Here is a 14,468-nt window from a genome sequence, read left to right as displayed (position 1 = left end):
GGGTGTAGACGATTCTTAATTTAATCAGCAGCACGGCTGACGTTTTTGTAAACCGCTGGCCTACAATATGGAACTTAATTTTAGAACATATGTATCTTTCGCTTATTTCGATCGCCATTGCCATTTTAATATCTGTTCCTTTGGGCATTTATTTAACCAGGCATCGGAAAATTGCCGATTCAATTATTGGGATTGCAGGAGTTTTTCAGACGATTCCAAGTCTCGCACTTCTGGTATTTTTAGTCCCATTCATCGGAACAGGACAAGCTCCTGCCATTATTGCATTAACCGTATATGGCTTATTGCCCATTCTCCGGAATACATATTTAGGCATTACTGGTGTTGAAAAGTCTGCTATCAACGCCGGAGTCGGAATGGGAATGACGAATCGCCAGGTCCTTTGGATGGTGGAGCTTCCGCTGTCCCTGAGTGTGATCATGGGCGGGATTCGTACGGCGACTGTATTAATTATCGGTGTAGCGACAATTGCAGGCCTTATTGGGGCTGGCGGTCTGGGAGATCTGATTTTCCGCGGGCTTCAGACTTATAATACGGGCCTAATTCTGGCAGGTGCAATTCCCTCTGCTCTATTAGCGATTATTTTTGACTATTTACTGAAGCTGCTGGAGACAGATGTGACTCCGCAGGGACTTAAACAAGGGCAGAAAACTAACCCAACTTTGAGCCGCTGGAGAAAATGGGTGGTAACTGCATTAATATTAATCCTTCCTCTTTCCGCCTTTGCTGCCCAGCTCGGCGAAACAGCCGGCGGCAAGGATACAATCACCATTACCGGCAAAAACTTCACAGAGCAGGAAATCATGGTGTATATAATGGGCCATCTGATAGAAGAACACACAGATTTAAATGTGAAATATGAATCCTTCCTGGGTGGTACCGCACCTGCATTTGAAGGTGTTAATAGCGGAAATTATGATTTGTATATGGAATACACGGGGACAGCCTTGCTGAGTATTTTAAAAGAAGAAATGATCAGTGATCCTGATAAAGTGTATGAACTTGTAAAAGAGCGCTTTAAGGAAGAATATGATATGGTCTGGCTTGAACCATTTGGCTTTAATAACACCTATACACTGACTATAAGAAAAGAAGACGCTGAAAACTGGGGTGTTAAAACAATTTCAGATTTAGGCAAGAAATCATCAGAGCTGACTCTAGGCTCGGAGCCGGAATTCCTGGAGCGTCCAGATGGATATCCCGGCCTTGCAGATACCTACGGATTTGAATTTGGCGGAACACAGGCCATGGACTCCGGTATTATGTACAGTGCCATCAAGAATGGCGAAGTGGATGTCATTGACGCCTTTTCAACTGATGGCCGCATCCCGGCATTCAATCTGCAGGTCCTTGAGGATGATAAGGAATTCTTCCCTCCGTATTATGCAACCCCTATTATTAGGGCTGATACACTGAAAGAACATCCTGAAATTGAAGAAGCATTGAAGATGCTTGTTGGTAAAATTGATAATGAAAAAATGCAGGAGCTTAATGCAAGAGTTGATATTGATAAAGAGCAATATGAAGATGTGGCGGTTGATTTCCTGAAAGAAGAGGGATTAATTGATTGATGCTGCTAGGACTGCGATTTTTCGCAGTCCTTTTTGATGTGAAGAAAGTCTTACCAACTAAGGAAAATGTAGGATAAAATTATTCAGAATATTAATTCTTTTAGTAGATTTACATCCTCCTGTTGAAAAGGCATGATAAAAATAGTTCGTATAACGAATTAATAGATTAGGGGGAGGCAAAAAAATGAAGAAAAAGTCATTATGGAAAGCACTTAGTTCAGCAGCACTGGCAGCAACGATTCTCGCGCCTCAAGTTAGCTTTGCGGAAGGAGCAAAGCCTGTGACAGAAGAAAATGTATCAATCAATGGATTTGTAGATTATGAAGAATTGAAGAAAAAGCTGAGCCAGCTTGAAAAGTCATCTAATGGCCAGGTACAGGTTGAGGCAGCGGGGAAAACAAATCAGGGGAGAGATATCTTTACAGCACGGGTAGGCCATGGGGATAAAGTAGTTCTTATACAGAGTGAAATTCATGGCAATGAGAAGACAGGTACTGTCGCATTGTTAAATATTCTTCAGAAGCTAGGTTCAAGTCAATCAGCAGAAGCAAAAAAAATTAGGGAAGAACTAACGATTGTAGCGATTCCCATGATGAATGCCGATGGTTCTGAATTGGACCGGCGCGGCAATGTTATGAACTGGGAAGAGGTTCAGGAACTGTTTCCTCAATTACAGAATGCACAGCCAACCTGGAATTATTACACACGCAGCCTTCAGGGGGACGACTATTCTCAAGCGCCAGGCTTCGATGTAAACCGTGACTTTAACCCTGACTTAAACTATGTTCCAAAGGCGGAGGACTTCCCGGGCAATTCAAGCACTCCGGGATGGTATATCACACCTGAATCGCAAACAGTCAGGGATGTATACAAAGGGCTTCAAGAGGAGTTTGGAAGTGTTGAAGTCTTTTTAGATCTGCATCACCAGGGCTTTTATAAGATTGAAGGAACAGATGAAGATGTAACCATGTCGATTTCAGCAGACTTTATTCCGGATCCAAACTCTCCTGAGGGGGCAAAGTATAGTAAATATGCAGAGAATTACCGTTTTGACTTCTCACGTCAGCTAAACGTAGCCCTTTATGATGCTCTTCAGCAAAAAGGAAATTCAATTTTTACCAATATTTCGTTATATGATCAGGACTTAGACTTGCCTGGAACTGCCTTGGGCTCTTTTGCTCTGAACGGGAGTGGGGTTGTCTTATTTGAAGTGAAAGGGCAGACACAGAACTATGGACAAAAGATGAAAGGGCAGCTCGTTAAGACAGTAGAAACAGGTGTTATGGGAATCATTCATGGAGTTGCAGATGGCAGTGTTTATGATTTGAATCCGGAAGAATATAATGAAATCCCTAATAGAGTACCAATTCGTTAATAGAAAAGCAGAGGCTGGTTCCGATTGGAACCAGCTTTGTTTTGTTCTGAATGACAAATTGTCTACAAAAGGTGGATTAGCTATTGTTACAAATGTATTACCGTGGTAATATCAAAATATTAAAAAAATTATAAAATTTATATCTTGGGGGTATTTCTATGAAAAAGATATTGGCCATCCTGGCAAGCAGTGCATTGCTGATGCTTGCTGCCTGTGGTTCAGGAAATGAGGAGACCAGCGGGGAAGCGTCAGAAAAGAAGACTGTTAAAATTGGCATCACGCAAATTGTGGAGCATCCATCACTGGATTCTGCAAGAGAAGGATTTATTGCCGCACTCAAAGATGCTGGATATGAAGAAGGAAAGAATCTTAAAATCGACTTCCAGAATGCACAGGGGGATATGAATAACAATATGTCCATTGCCCAGAACCTGGTCGCTGACAAGAATGATTTGATCCTGGCGATTGCTACTGCGAGTGCCCAATCAGTTGTGCAATCCACAAAGGATATTCCGATCCTTTTTACAGCCATCACTGATCCTGTTGGAGCTGAGCTTGTGGAAAGCCTGGAAAAACCGGGAGGGAATGCCACGGGTACATCTGATACACATCCGGATGCCATCAAAAATACAATTGATTCTATTAAGACATTTGTACCTGATGCCAAAAGGGTGGGCATTATTTACAATGATGGGGAACCAAATTCAGTAGTAAATGTTAAGCATGCGAAAGAAGCTATCGAGGCAGCTGGGCTTGAAGCAGTTGAAACAACGATTTCAACAAGTTCAGAGGTAAAACAGGCTGCAGAATCTTTAGTGGGGCGTGCTGACGTGTTCTACATCCCTAAAGACAATACAGTCGTATCTGCCCTTGAATCTGTGCTGAACGTCGCCAACGAAAAAGACATTCCGGCTTTTGTGGGAGAAAGTGATTCGGTTAAACGGGGCGGCTTTGCCTCCTACGGATTTGAATATCATGATCTGGGATACTCCACAGGCCAAATGGCTGTTGAAATCCTGGAGGGCAAAAAGCCGAATGAAATTCCTGTCGGCTATCCGGAAAGCCTTGAGCTTGTGATTAACAAGAAAGCAGCTGAGGAACAGGGGATTACTTTGACAGAGGACATGCTTAAGGATGCTAAGGTGGTTGGGGAATAAATAGTTGTTAAAAGATACAGCGATTCTGCTGTATCTTTTTTTGCTGAACCCCGAAATTTATTCCGGAAAATGATTCCAAAGAACTACATAATCCGTTTGGATGTTTTTAGGGAAAAATGGGGTTCAAGAATGTTTGATTAAATTCTCTATGATGAGGTAATTTTACCTAAAAAATACAAGTGGGGGTTTATAGATTTATAGGAATAAAACCACAGACATAATTCGACATGGACTTATAAGCAATTTGACGAGTTTTGACTGCCATGATAGTAATAAATAGGTAGAAAATTTGAATTTGAAAATCAAATAAATAGAAAAAAACTATGAAAAAAATACCAATTATGGTTTAAGTATATAAAAGGCGGGTAATGGTGGGTATAAATAACTGTTTTGTTATTTTTTGCAAGTAAGTAATTGACCTTTGTATTGTGTATTTTTACAATAATAGTAACCTATTGAAAAGGAGAGATTTGAATGTCAGGAGTTATTCGCGTTACACCAGCAGAATTAGTAGGCATGTCTAACCGTTATAATGGAGAAAGCAGCCAGGTTGGGGATCAGATTGTCCGTTTGGATAATATGATTCGTGAACTGGAAGGTGCATGGGAAGGGGAAGCAAGCAGAGCGTTTGCTGAACAATACCAATCTTTAAGACCTTCATTTGTTCAAATGCAGCAATTATTAGAGGATATTTCTGCTCAGCTTAATAATACTGCAAGAGCTCTTGAAGATGCTGATAACCAGATTGCTGGCCAAATTCGCGGTTAATTAGATCTGAATTAATTAAGTGGAGAAGGAGCGCTGCATTCACCAGATGAAAAGCGCTCTTTTTTTATGAGGTGTTGAACATGTACATAGAATTAACAATTGATTTGAAAAATTATGAAGTTGAACCTTTTGATCTCCGTCTATCTAACTATCACTCTGTTAAAAAAGTAGTTGATATTGTTTGGCAAGCTAAGTCTATTCCTCAGCCTCCCCGTGAAGGATATTGGGTCAGAATTCCCAACAAGCACATGATCCTGTCAGGAAACGATAAACTGGCAGAAAAGGGGATTACCACTGGGGACCGTTTCGAAATTTTATAAAGGGAGTATTTAAAAATGTCAGTAAAGAGTCAAACCTACCTTGAAGAGCAGCTTGAAGCGGTTGTCGAAACAGATCATCAATCCCTTACCATTCTTTTTCAAAAAGAGAAAATTAAAGCTGATGCTGCTGCGGAATTGGAATTGCTCCAGGCGATGGAATCAGCTATTAAAAGGGATATCCATTTAACAGAGGATGAACTGCGCCTCGTCCTGCAAATTCCCTCAAATTACTTAACCTTTTCCAAATTAAAAAAGAAAGACCAAAGAAGCAGATGGATTTTCTCTTCGCAGCTCCTGAAGCTTGTGAAAAGTCATCCGTATTCCAGGCTGCATCTCATCATCTGTCCAGAAAACATTGTGGCAGATGAAAGCCTGTCACCGCATTTGCTTCATTATGGTGTAAGCGAGAGCCTTCCGCCCTATGAAACCAATCAGGAAAAACTTTGGATGGAATTGAAAGCGACCATCGCTTCCGCTGTAGATGGAAATCGCTCCTTCCGGGAATACCTTAGCCTCCATGAGACCATTGAATTGTCGCCTGCAGCAGCAAGTGTCATAAAGGCCAAGGATGAAAATGAATTGTCAGAAGTCATCCGGACTAATATAGAAATGCTTGAAAAGAAGGATAAGGAATATGCCAAGATTCCGCAAAAAAAGTGGAAAGCCACAAGATATTCGGCATGGGGTCTGCTGATTGCTTTAGTGCCTTTCGTTGCTTTCAGCCTATATTCTCTTATCTTTACTCAGCCAAAACAGGCTGCATTTATAAATAGTCAGGAGCATTTCCTGAAAAGCCAGTATAGCGAAGTCGTTTCCAAGTTATCCAATTATGAGATTGATCAGATGCCCAAAGTGGTACAGTATGAACTGGCACAGTCCTACATAATAAATGAAGCATTGACAGAAGACCAAAAAGAGAATGTCCAAAATACGATTACCCTGCAGACGGATCCCCTTTACTATCACTACTGGATTCACATCGGAAGGGGAGATGCCAAGGAAGCACTCGATATCTCCCGTGACCTTGAAGATAGAGATTTAATCCTATTCGCATTGCTGAAATACCGTGAAGTTGTCAAAGCAGATGATAAGCTTAAATCTGAAGAAAAACAGCAGAAAATCGACGAAATTCAAGCTGAGATTGACGAGTATTTAGAGGAACAGAAAGCTCAGGAGGAAGAAGAGCGGAGGAAGAGCGAAGATAATGAGCAGGCTGTAGAACAAGAGACTGCAAAAGAGGCTGAAAAAGAGACAAAGCCTGCTGATAAAAAGGATGCTGGGACTTCTGCTGAAAAGCCTGCCGATAAGAAGGAAGAGGCTGAAAAGAAAAAACCTAATTAAGATAGACAGGAGGTGGGAGAGATGGAACAGTTATGGTTGTTTTACAGCGATTACTGCCAGCAGCTGTCTATGCCAATTGAAAAGAACGGCAGGATCACCATTGGTCCTGAGCTCGAACAGCTGGTGACAATAAGGGAACTTCCTTTTACAAAAGGAATTGTGTCTATAGAAAAACACGACAAATTCTATGAAGTTAGGCAAAATGAGTCGGTTCTCGGAAGGCTGAACGATGGAGAACCCTTTCAGATAAATGATGCGGGGGAAATCCTGACGATAATAGTAACCTCTGAAGCCCTTAAAAGCCAAACCTACTACTCCGGCTATCAAAGGGAAATAGAGATTTCGTCTGATAACCCGAATGCTTCCATTTATAAAAAGAACGGTATTCTAATGGAAGCCAGTCAGTCTTTTGATCTGATAAGAACAAATAAGGGCTGGATGGCAGAACCGGGTTCAGGAAAGCTTTATATAAACGGAAAAAGAGTTGAAGAGAGGACCTTCCTTGAAATAGGAGATGTGCTGTTCTTCCCCTTTATGTCTTTAAGAATAATAGATGAGGATCTTTTCCAGATTGATAGTTTTGAATACTATGAATCAAAGCTTCCCGTTACCATCAGGCCGCAATCTGAAATGGCAAAGAAATATCCGCTCTACCGAAGAACGCCAAGAATGATCTATGAAATGCCGAATGAGAAGGTTTCCCTATCCTTTCCTTCACAGGAGCCGGATGATTCAGGCAGAGGATTATGGCTGATTATCATGCCGCCGCTGATTATGCTGGTTGTAATGGGCATCGTGGCCTTAATTCAGCCAAGAGGGATTTTTATTATCATTTCAATGGTCATGTTCATGACCACTTTGGTGACATCCACAGTGCAATACTTTAAGGATAAAAGCAATCAAAAGAAGCGGAAAGAGCGCAGGCATCGAGTTTATACTGCCTATCTGGAAGAGAAGCGAAAAGAGCTGCAGGCATTGTCTGATCAGCAGAAGCATGTTCTGGAATTCCACTTTCCGTCTTTTGAGAAAATGAAATATTTTACGGGCCATATATCCGACCGGATCTGGGAGCGGCCACTTCAGAGCTTTGACTTTCTTCAATTCAGACTGGGTACTGGAAATGTGCCTGCGAACTATGAGGTCAAGGTAAGCTCAGGAGATTTGGCAAACCGTGAAATTGATGACCTGCTTGAACAATCACGCCAAATGGAAAAAGTCTATAAGGAAGTTAGAAATGTACCTGTAGTAGCTGATTTGGCCAAAGGGCCAATCGGGCTAATCGGAAAAGAGCAGGTTGTAAAAAATGAAATTCACCAGATTATTGGGCAGCTGGCCTTTTTTCATAGCTACCATGATGTGCGGTTTGTATTTATTTTTAACGAAAAAGAATATAAGAAATGGGAATGGCTCAAATGGCTTCCGCATTTTCAGATGCCGCATTCACATGCAAAAGGGATGATCTATAACGAACAAACGAGAGATCAGCTTCTATCGTCCTTATATGAGATTCTGCGTGAAAGGGATTTAGTTGAAGATAAGGAGAAGCGGGTGTATTCTCCTCATCTCGTGTTCATTATAGCCAATCACCAGTTAATTGCGGATCACGTGATTCTGGAATATTTGGAGGGGGACCATTCCGACATAGGAATATCTGTTATCTTTGCAGCAGACTCAAAGGAAAACCTTCATGATAATATCCAAACCCTAGTCAGATATATCAATCAGGAAGAAGGAGACATTCTGATTCAGGATAAAAAAGCGGTCAGCATCCCATTTAGGCTTGATGCTCATCAGAAGAAGGGGAATGAGGAATTTTCCCGTCTGTTAAGAACGCTGGATCACCAGGTTGGCATGACCAATTCCATTCCAAATAGCGTTTCATTCCTGGAAATGATGAAGGTGAAAGAAGTAGGGAAACTTCCGATTAAAGAGAACTGGCTTACAAAAGAGTCTTCCAAATCACTTGCAGTTCCAATTGGATTTAAAGGAAAGGAAGACCTGTCGTTATTGAACCTTCATGAAAAGGCGCATGGCCCGCACGGATTGCTGGCTGGTACTACGGGATCAGGTAAGAGTGAATTTCTGCAGACGTATATTCTTTCGCTTGCTGTTCACTTCCATCCCCACGAGGTCGCTTTCCTGCTGATTGACTATAAAGGCGGGGGAATGGCCCAGCCGTTTAAAAATATGCCGCATCTTTTAGGCACCATTACGAATATTGAAGGCAGCAAGAACTTCAGTTCAAGAGCACTTGCCTCCATCAAAAGTGAATTGAAAAGGCGGCAAAGGCTTTTTGATCAATATCAGGTAAATCATATCAACGATTACACAGAACTTTATAAAAACAATATGGCAAAGGAGCCGCTTCCTCATCTGTTTTTGATTTCCGATGAGTTTGCAGAGCTTAAGAGTGAAGAACCCGAATTTATCAGAGAGCTCGTCAGTGCCGCGCGAATTGGCCGTAGCCTGGGAGTTCATTTAATTCTGGCCACCCAAAAGCCGGGCGGTGTCATTGACGAGCAGATATGGAGTAATGCCCGTTTCCGGGTGGCTTTAAAAGTTCAGGACACAGATGACAGCCGGGAGATCATTAAAAACGGAGATGCCGCTGCTATTACTGTAACCGGGCGTGGCTATCTGCAGGTCGGCAATAATGAAGTCTATGAACTGTTCCAATCTGCATGGAGCGGAGCCCCTTACCTGGAAGACTCTTCTGAGACAGAGGATGAGATTGCTATTGTAACCGACCTGGGTCTTGTTCCATTATCGGATGTGAATTCACGCCAAGGGAAGAAAAAAGGCGGGAAAACAGAAATTGAAGCCGTTGTGGAAGAAATTGAAGCAGCACAGTCCTCGATGGGCATTAAGAAACTTAGAAGTCCATGGCTTCCTCCTCTTGAAGGGCGTTTAAACAGGAAGCTTTACCGCGCTGAGGAGAATAATGAAATTCATTTAGGAATGGTGGATGAGCCTGAGAAGCAGAGCCAGTATCCATTAAGCTATCAAATTATAGAGGATGGGAATGTAGGCGTGTTTGGCTCCTCCGGTTATGGAAAATCCCATACGATTATGACCTTGTTGCTAAGCATTGCCGAAAAGCGTTCTCCTGAAGAAGCGCATTATTATATTTTCGATTTTGGCAATGGTTCACTCCTTCCGTTAAGGCAGCTGCCGCATACGGCCGATTTCTTCCTGATGGATGAAGAACGTAAAATTGAAAAGTTCATGAATCTGATTAAGGATGAAATTGCCCGCAGAAAGCTTTTATTCCAGCAGCAGGAAGTCAGCGGAATTAAGATGTACAATTCGATGAGCAGTGAAAAGCTGCCGCTCGTCTACATCACATTTGATAACTTCGACTTAGTAAAAGAAGAGATGCAGGAGCTAGAAACGCAAATAAATCAGATTGCCAGGGATGGACAGTCACTCGGCATCTATATGATTTTCGCGGCGACACGGATCAATTCAATCCGGCAATCGCTTATGAATAACCTCAAAACAAAAGTGGTCCATTATCTGATGGACAGCAGCGAGGCTTACTCCGTTCTGGGAAGGGTTCCTTTCGCACCTGAGCCAATACCGGGAAGAGCCATTATTAAAATGGAAGAGGCCTATTTTTCACAGGTATTCCTGCCTGCAGAAGGCAAAGATGATTTCGAGATCATGGAATCAATCCGGGCCGACATTCAGGAACTGAAGGAGAAATACAAAGACTGCAGTCAGCCTGAAGAGGTGCCGATGCTTCCGGCAGAGCTTAGTACGATCAACTTTACCCGCTACACTGCTGGTGAAACTCAGCCGGGGCTTATTCCAATTGGCCTTGATGAGGAATCCGTCAAACCTGTCTATGCAAACTTTAATAAAACGAAGCATTGCATTATTCTTGGGCAGGCCCAAAAAGGAAAAACAAATGTTCTTAAGCTCATGATCAATCAAATGCTGGCTCAGGGTGCTGAATCTATTGGTATTTTCGATTCCTTTGATAGAGCATTATCATCTTATGCGAGTGAAGAAAACTCTGTTTATATCGAGACAAAGGAACAGATCAGCGATTGGGCAGCAAAGGCGGAAGAACTATTATCCCAAAGGGAAAAGGAATATCTTAATGCAATCCAGCATGGCAATACAGATATAGCGTTTTCGCCAATCGTGCTGGCTGTGGATGGATACTCCCGTTTTGCACAGACATTGGATAACAGCCTGCAGGAGAGAATGGCAAGGCTGATGAAAAATGGAAGCCATCTTGGCTTTAGTGTCATCGTGACAGGCAGCAATAATGAACTGACGAAAGGATACGATTCCTTAACGGCAGAAATCAAACAGATCCGCCAGGCGGTCGTTCTGATGAAAAAATCAGAGCAGACACTCTTTACCCTTCCATATGACCGGAAAGAGGCAGAGATTCAGCCGGGATATGGTTATTACGTTATAAACGGAAAGGAATTAAAAATTCAAATTCCTTTATGTGCCACTGAAAGGAAGGTCTTAGCATGACAGCCAAAACAAAATACATCTTGAAAATGGTTTTGGTGATGCTTCTGATTATCGCCGCGCCAGCCATCTTTTTTGGATCCATTGGCGATAATCCTCTGCTAGTCAGGGAGAATGCCACAAGAACCATAGCAGTTGTAAATGAAGATACAGGGGCTGACAAGGAAGATAAATCTCTTGATTTTGGTAAGGAAATTACTTCGATCCTCTCCAACGGTTCACAATATGAGTGGACTGTCATCGGCAGGAGTGCTGCAGAAAATGGCTTGAGAAATACCAAATACGATGCAGTTGTTTATATACCTTCCAATTTTTCAAAGAACATCATGTCCTATGAAAGCCAGCAGCCTGAAAAAGCAAATTTTGAATATACGGTACAGAACCAGCTGAACTCACTGAACCGGGAAAAGGTTTTGCGCGAGATTCAATCAGCCACCAACCGTGTGAATGGAAAGATTTCAACCTTATACTGGACCTATGTGTCACAGGACCTTGAAAATGTGAAATCCCAGTTCGATACCATTTTACAAAAGGAAATAGACTTCCAGAATGCCATGCTCGCTTTCTATAAGCCCAGCTCAAAGAACCTGGCAGCGGAAATCGAACAGCAGCGCAATATGCTTGAGAGTATTCACTCTACAGTGAAGACTACGGCAGAAAGCACTGAGGAGGGAGAAAGCAACCTCCGCCAATTTGAAGAGAACCTTGGCTCGTTTGTACAGTTTGTAGATCAATACAAAGAATACCAGGATAATCAGCAAAGTGTCCTTCAAAAAATGCAGGATGAAAATGTAGTTGAAATTCAAGCTGTTGCGGGACAAAAAATGCCAGCTCGTATGGATGCCCTTAGTGGAGATTTGTCTGAGGGTAAACAGGAATTGGATAGTGGAATTGCGAGTGTGGAAAAACAGCTTGAAGAGAATAGTGAAGAGTTTGAAGATTTGTCAGCTATCCGAAAAAATGAGGTAGATCGGCAAATTAAAGAGCAATATAAGGAACTAGATGAATATTTCAATAAGCAAGAAGAATCTTCTTTTAAGAAAGCAGCTAAAACTATTGGTTTGTTAAAAGGAGAGCTATCAAACGGACAACAAACGGGGAATCCAGGTTCAGGGGCAGGGTCGGCATCTAATAAGAATAACGGTAGAGTCAAACCTAATTCCATTACAGCAGCCAGTTTAGAAGCTCCAGCTTTACCTGGTATGGAAGAGGAAAGAAATGAGATTTTAAGCGTTGAAAAAGAGATTGCTAATTTAACAACCTCTTTAGAGACGATTGAAGGTACCAAGCCCGAACAGGTTGTTTCCGCCTTGAATGTCTTACCAGGTTTATCCCAGCGTTTAATAGCTGTTGAGCAAAAGCTGGCAGCGAAAGGTTCAGGAGAAAACCCGCTGCAAAAAGTAGTTGAGGAACTTCATGCTGAGAATGCCAAATTAATTGAAGACCTTACCAGTCTGGATGCAGCATACAAAAGTTTAGAGGAAGAAAAGAATAGCCTTTTAGATCAGCTTGGAGCTTCAATGAGTTTCTCTTCTATGATCAACCTTATAGAGGAGAAAGAACAGCAAATTATAGAACTTGGAATTAAATATCATTTGGGTGCTTTTGATGATGAAATTACCAATACTAAACCTGTAAAAATGATGGAGTATTATGCCTCACTCATTCAATATGAAGATTTAATAAAAAATTCATACAGTCAAAATCCTGAAAAGGTGGAAGAGCTTGTACAGAAATTAAATTCTATTGTTGCTGTGAAAGAGGAAGAACAAAAGGTGTGGGATAACCTGAATACAGCCATACCATCATCTCAGCAAAAGCTGTCAGACCTCGAAGGTCAGTTTACGGCATTCTTCACAGAATACAATAAGAAAATTGAAGAACAGCAAGCAGCTATCGAGACAGATCTGTCTGCTCTGCAGGAAAATGCAAATGCAGTTAGGGAGCAAATTCAAACATCCTCAACGAATACACCAGTTCCTGTAGATAGTATTGATGGATCTTCCGTCATGGCCAAACAAGAGGGAATCAGCCAAAGAATGCTGATGATCAATGATCTTGTTGGATCCATCGGAGAAAATCAGAGCAATATCGTATCCTATACAAACGAGCTTGAACAAAAGGTGCAAAGTGTCCAGCAGGATGCAGATACACTGAATTCCAAGTGGGGCTCGAACGTAGAGACAACTCAGATGTTCCGGGATGATATTTATAACCTTCTTGGAAACACTTATGTGAATGGCCAAAAGAATGGCCCGGTATACGAGCAATTATCCAGCCCGCTTCAAATCAGCGGAGAAACATCTGCCAAGAAAGAGGAGAGCAAGCTGCCGCCGGTTGTCGTATTGGCCATTGTCCTGCTCAGCAGCTTAATGATCGGATACTTCAGCCATTATTTCAAAAATGCGCCAATGCTTGTCCATGCTTCCATGTTTGTACTGCTTAATCTTATTGTTGGTCTGATTATCAGCATATTCGGCCTCAATATTTACTCAATGGAACAGGATCGCGCAATAGAGTGGACCATTTTCACCATATTGCTGCTGACGGCAGCCTCAGCCATTGTTCTGGCAGGGTTCAAGATCGGCAATTTGGCAGGATGGATTCTGAGTGTAGGGCTTATCGCCTTCTTCATCAGTCCGTTCCTTGCTCTTACAGCACCGAATATTAACTATGAAGACCCAATGTCCAAGGTATATATGTCTATTCAGTATGACTCACAGACCCTGTTTATTCCGGCCATCCTCATACTGCTTGGCATTATTGCCTTCCTTGCGATCATTCCATTTGCAGTCCGTTCTATAAAGGACCTGCGTACAAAGAGGGATGAGGACCAGGCTTATGAAGCTTAATAGATTCCTTAAAGTAATAATTCTGCTCCCGGCGCTATGGCTTCTAGCCTGCCACTCTGCCGGGGCAACCCCTGATTTTAATGACGTAACGCCGAATACTTATGAAAAAAAGAAATTCAAAGAGAATACGGATTACCTCCATGAAAAATCACTTTATGAAAATAAAAAGCAGATCTCGGAAGAACAAAAGGATCTTACTTTTACCCAAAAGAGCCTGGATCCTTTGAAGGAAGTGAAGGAGAAGCTGTTCGACGGCAGTGAAACTACTAATAATACCATCACTGCAAAAGCAGACCAGCTTCAGCTTTTTTCCGATTCGAAACAGGAAAGCTTTTTCAAAACGGAGAATCAGGAACCCGTTGAAAAAGATAACAAATTAATGATTCTTTATATTATTTTGCTTCTCATTGCCATTGGTGTGATTATGGGATTGCTCATACCGAGGATGGCGAAGCAGCCTGATAATTGAAAATTTTATTTAGTTGCATGTTCGTTTACTTGAACATGCAACTAAATAAAACTATTAATTTCAACTTCTATCAATTGTAATACAATTAATATCTTCCGATTAATAC

Annotated in this window: 9 protein-coding genes; all 9 read left to right on the top strand. The window is 41.9% G+C overall.

From position 1 onward, the window contains the following. The first annotated feature begins 89 nt into the window (after nucleotides 1-89). The 9 genes from M3205_RS06055 (at nucleotide 90) to essA (ending at nucleotide 14,362) form a co-directional block, all read left to right on the top strand. Complete coding sequence (locus M3205_RS06055) at nucleotides 90-1,589, top strand: glycine betaine ABC transporter substrate-binding protein (protein ID WP_251169090.1); 1,500 nt, start codon at nucleotides 90-92, stop codon at nucleotides 1,587-1,589. A gap of 184 nt (nucleotides 1,590-1,773) precedes the next feature. Continuing rightward, on the top strand, nucleotides 1,774-2,964 hold the full coding sequence (locus tag M3205_RS06050; RefSeq protein ID WP_251169089.1) for a M14 family zinc carboxypeptidase: 1,191 nt from the start codon (nucleotides 1,774-1,776) through the stop codon (nucleotides 2,962-2,964). Between the two features lie 158 nt (nucleotides 2,965-3,122). Further along, on the top strand, nucleotides 3,123-4,121 hold the full coding sequence (locus M3205_RS06045; RefSeq protein WP_251169088.1) for an ABC transporter substrate-binding protein: 999 nt from the start codon (nucleotides 3,123-3,125) through the stop codon (nucleotides 4,119-4,121). Nucleotides 4,122-4,595: 474 nt separating this feature from the next. Next, nucleotides 4,596-4,889: a WXG100 family type VII secretion target gene (locus M3205_RS06040; protein WP_076262160.1), complete on the top strand. Its 294-nt coding sequence runs from the start codon at nucleotides 4,596-4,598 to the stop codon at nucleotides 4,887-4,889. 80 nt (nucleotides 4,890-4,969) lie between these two features. Beyond that, complete coding sequence (gene yukD / locus M3205_RS06035; RefSeq protein WP_251169087.1) at nucleotides 4,970-5,209, top strand: ESX secretion system protein YukD; 240 nt, start codon at nucleotides 4,970-4,972, stop codon at nucleotides 5,207-5,209. A 15-nt stretch (nucleotides 5,210-5,224) separates the two neighbouring features. Further along, complete coding sequence (essB, locus tag M3205_RS06030) at nucleotides 5,225-6,550, top strand: type VII secretion protein EssB (RefSeq protein ID WP_251169086.1); 1,326 nt, start codon at nucleotides 5,225-5,227, stop codon at nucleotides 6,548-6,550. 21 nt (nucleotides 6,551-6,571) lie between these two features. Continuing rightward, on the top strand, nucleotides 6,572-11,044 hold the full coding sequence (gene essC, locus M3205_RS06025) for a type VII secretion protein EssC (protein WP_251169085.1): 4,473 nt from the start codon (nucleotides 6,572-6,574) through the stop codon (nucleotides 11,042-11,044). Further along, on the top strand, nucleotides 11,041-13,893 hold the full coding sequence (gene esaA / locus M3205_RS06020) for a type VII secretion protein EsaA (protein WP_251169084.1): 2,853 nt from the start codon (nucleotides 11,041-11,043) through the stop codon (nucleotides 13,891-13,893). Before essC ends, esaA begins: the two co-directional genes overlap by 4 nt. Continuing rightward, the gene (gene essA / locus M3205_RS06015; protein WP_251169083.1) at nucleotides 13,883-14,362 is read left to right on the top strand and encodes a type VII secretion protein EssA; all 480 of its coding nucleotides are present in this window, start codon (nucleotides 13,883-13,885) and stop codon (nucleotides 14,360-14,362) included. The genes esaA and essA overlap by 11 nt, the downstream gene beginning before the upstream one ends. The last annotated feature ends 106 nt before the right edge of the window (nucleotides 14,363-14,468 follow it).

This window comes from Cytobacillus firmus (assembly GCF_023715565.1).
Lineage (GTDB): Bacteria > Bacillota > Bacilli > Bacillales > Cytobacillaceae > Cytobacillus > Cytobacillus firmus_C.
The sequence above is the reverse complement of the archived record's forward strand: the minus strand, read 5'-3'. Positions and strand labels throughout refer to the sequence as shown.

Bases quoted from the DNA above. Each gene is read 5' to 3' on its own strand.
- M3205_RS06050 (WP_251169089.1), top strand. From the start codon at position 1,774: ATGAAGAAAAAGTCATTATGGAAAGCACTTAGTTCAGCAGCACTGGCA.
- essB (WP_251169086.1), top strand. From the start codon at position 5,225: ATGTCAGTAAAGAGTCAAACCTACCTTGAAGAGCAGCTTGAAGCGGTT.
- essC (WP_251169085.1), top strand. From the start codon at position 6,572: ATGGAACAGTTATGGTTGTTTTACAGCGATTACTGCCAGCAGCTGTCT.
- M3205_RS06045 (WP_251169088.1), top strand. From the start codon at position 3,123: ATGAAAAAGATATTGGCCATCCTGGCAAGCAGTGCATTGCTGATGCTT.
- M3205_RS06055 (WP_251169090.1), top strand. From the start codon at position 90: ATGTATCTTTCGCTTATTTCGATCGCCATTGCCATTTTAATATCTGTT.
- esaA (WP_251169084.1), top strand. From the start codon at position 11,041: ATGACAGCCAAAACAAAATACATCTTGAAAATGGTTTTGGTGATGCTT.
- M3205_RS06040 (WP_076262160.1), top strand. From the start codon at position 4,596: ATGTCAGGAGTTATTCGCGTTACACCAGCAGAATTAGTAGGCATGTCT.
- yukD (WP_251169087.1), top strand. From the start codon at position 4,970: ATGTACATAGAATTAACAATTGATTTGAAAAATTATGAAGTTGAACCT.
- essA (WP_251169083.1), top strand. From the start codon at position 13,883: ATGAAGCTTAATAGATTCCTTAAAGTAATAATTCTGCTCCCGGCGCTA.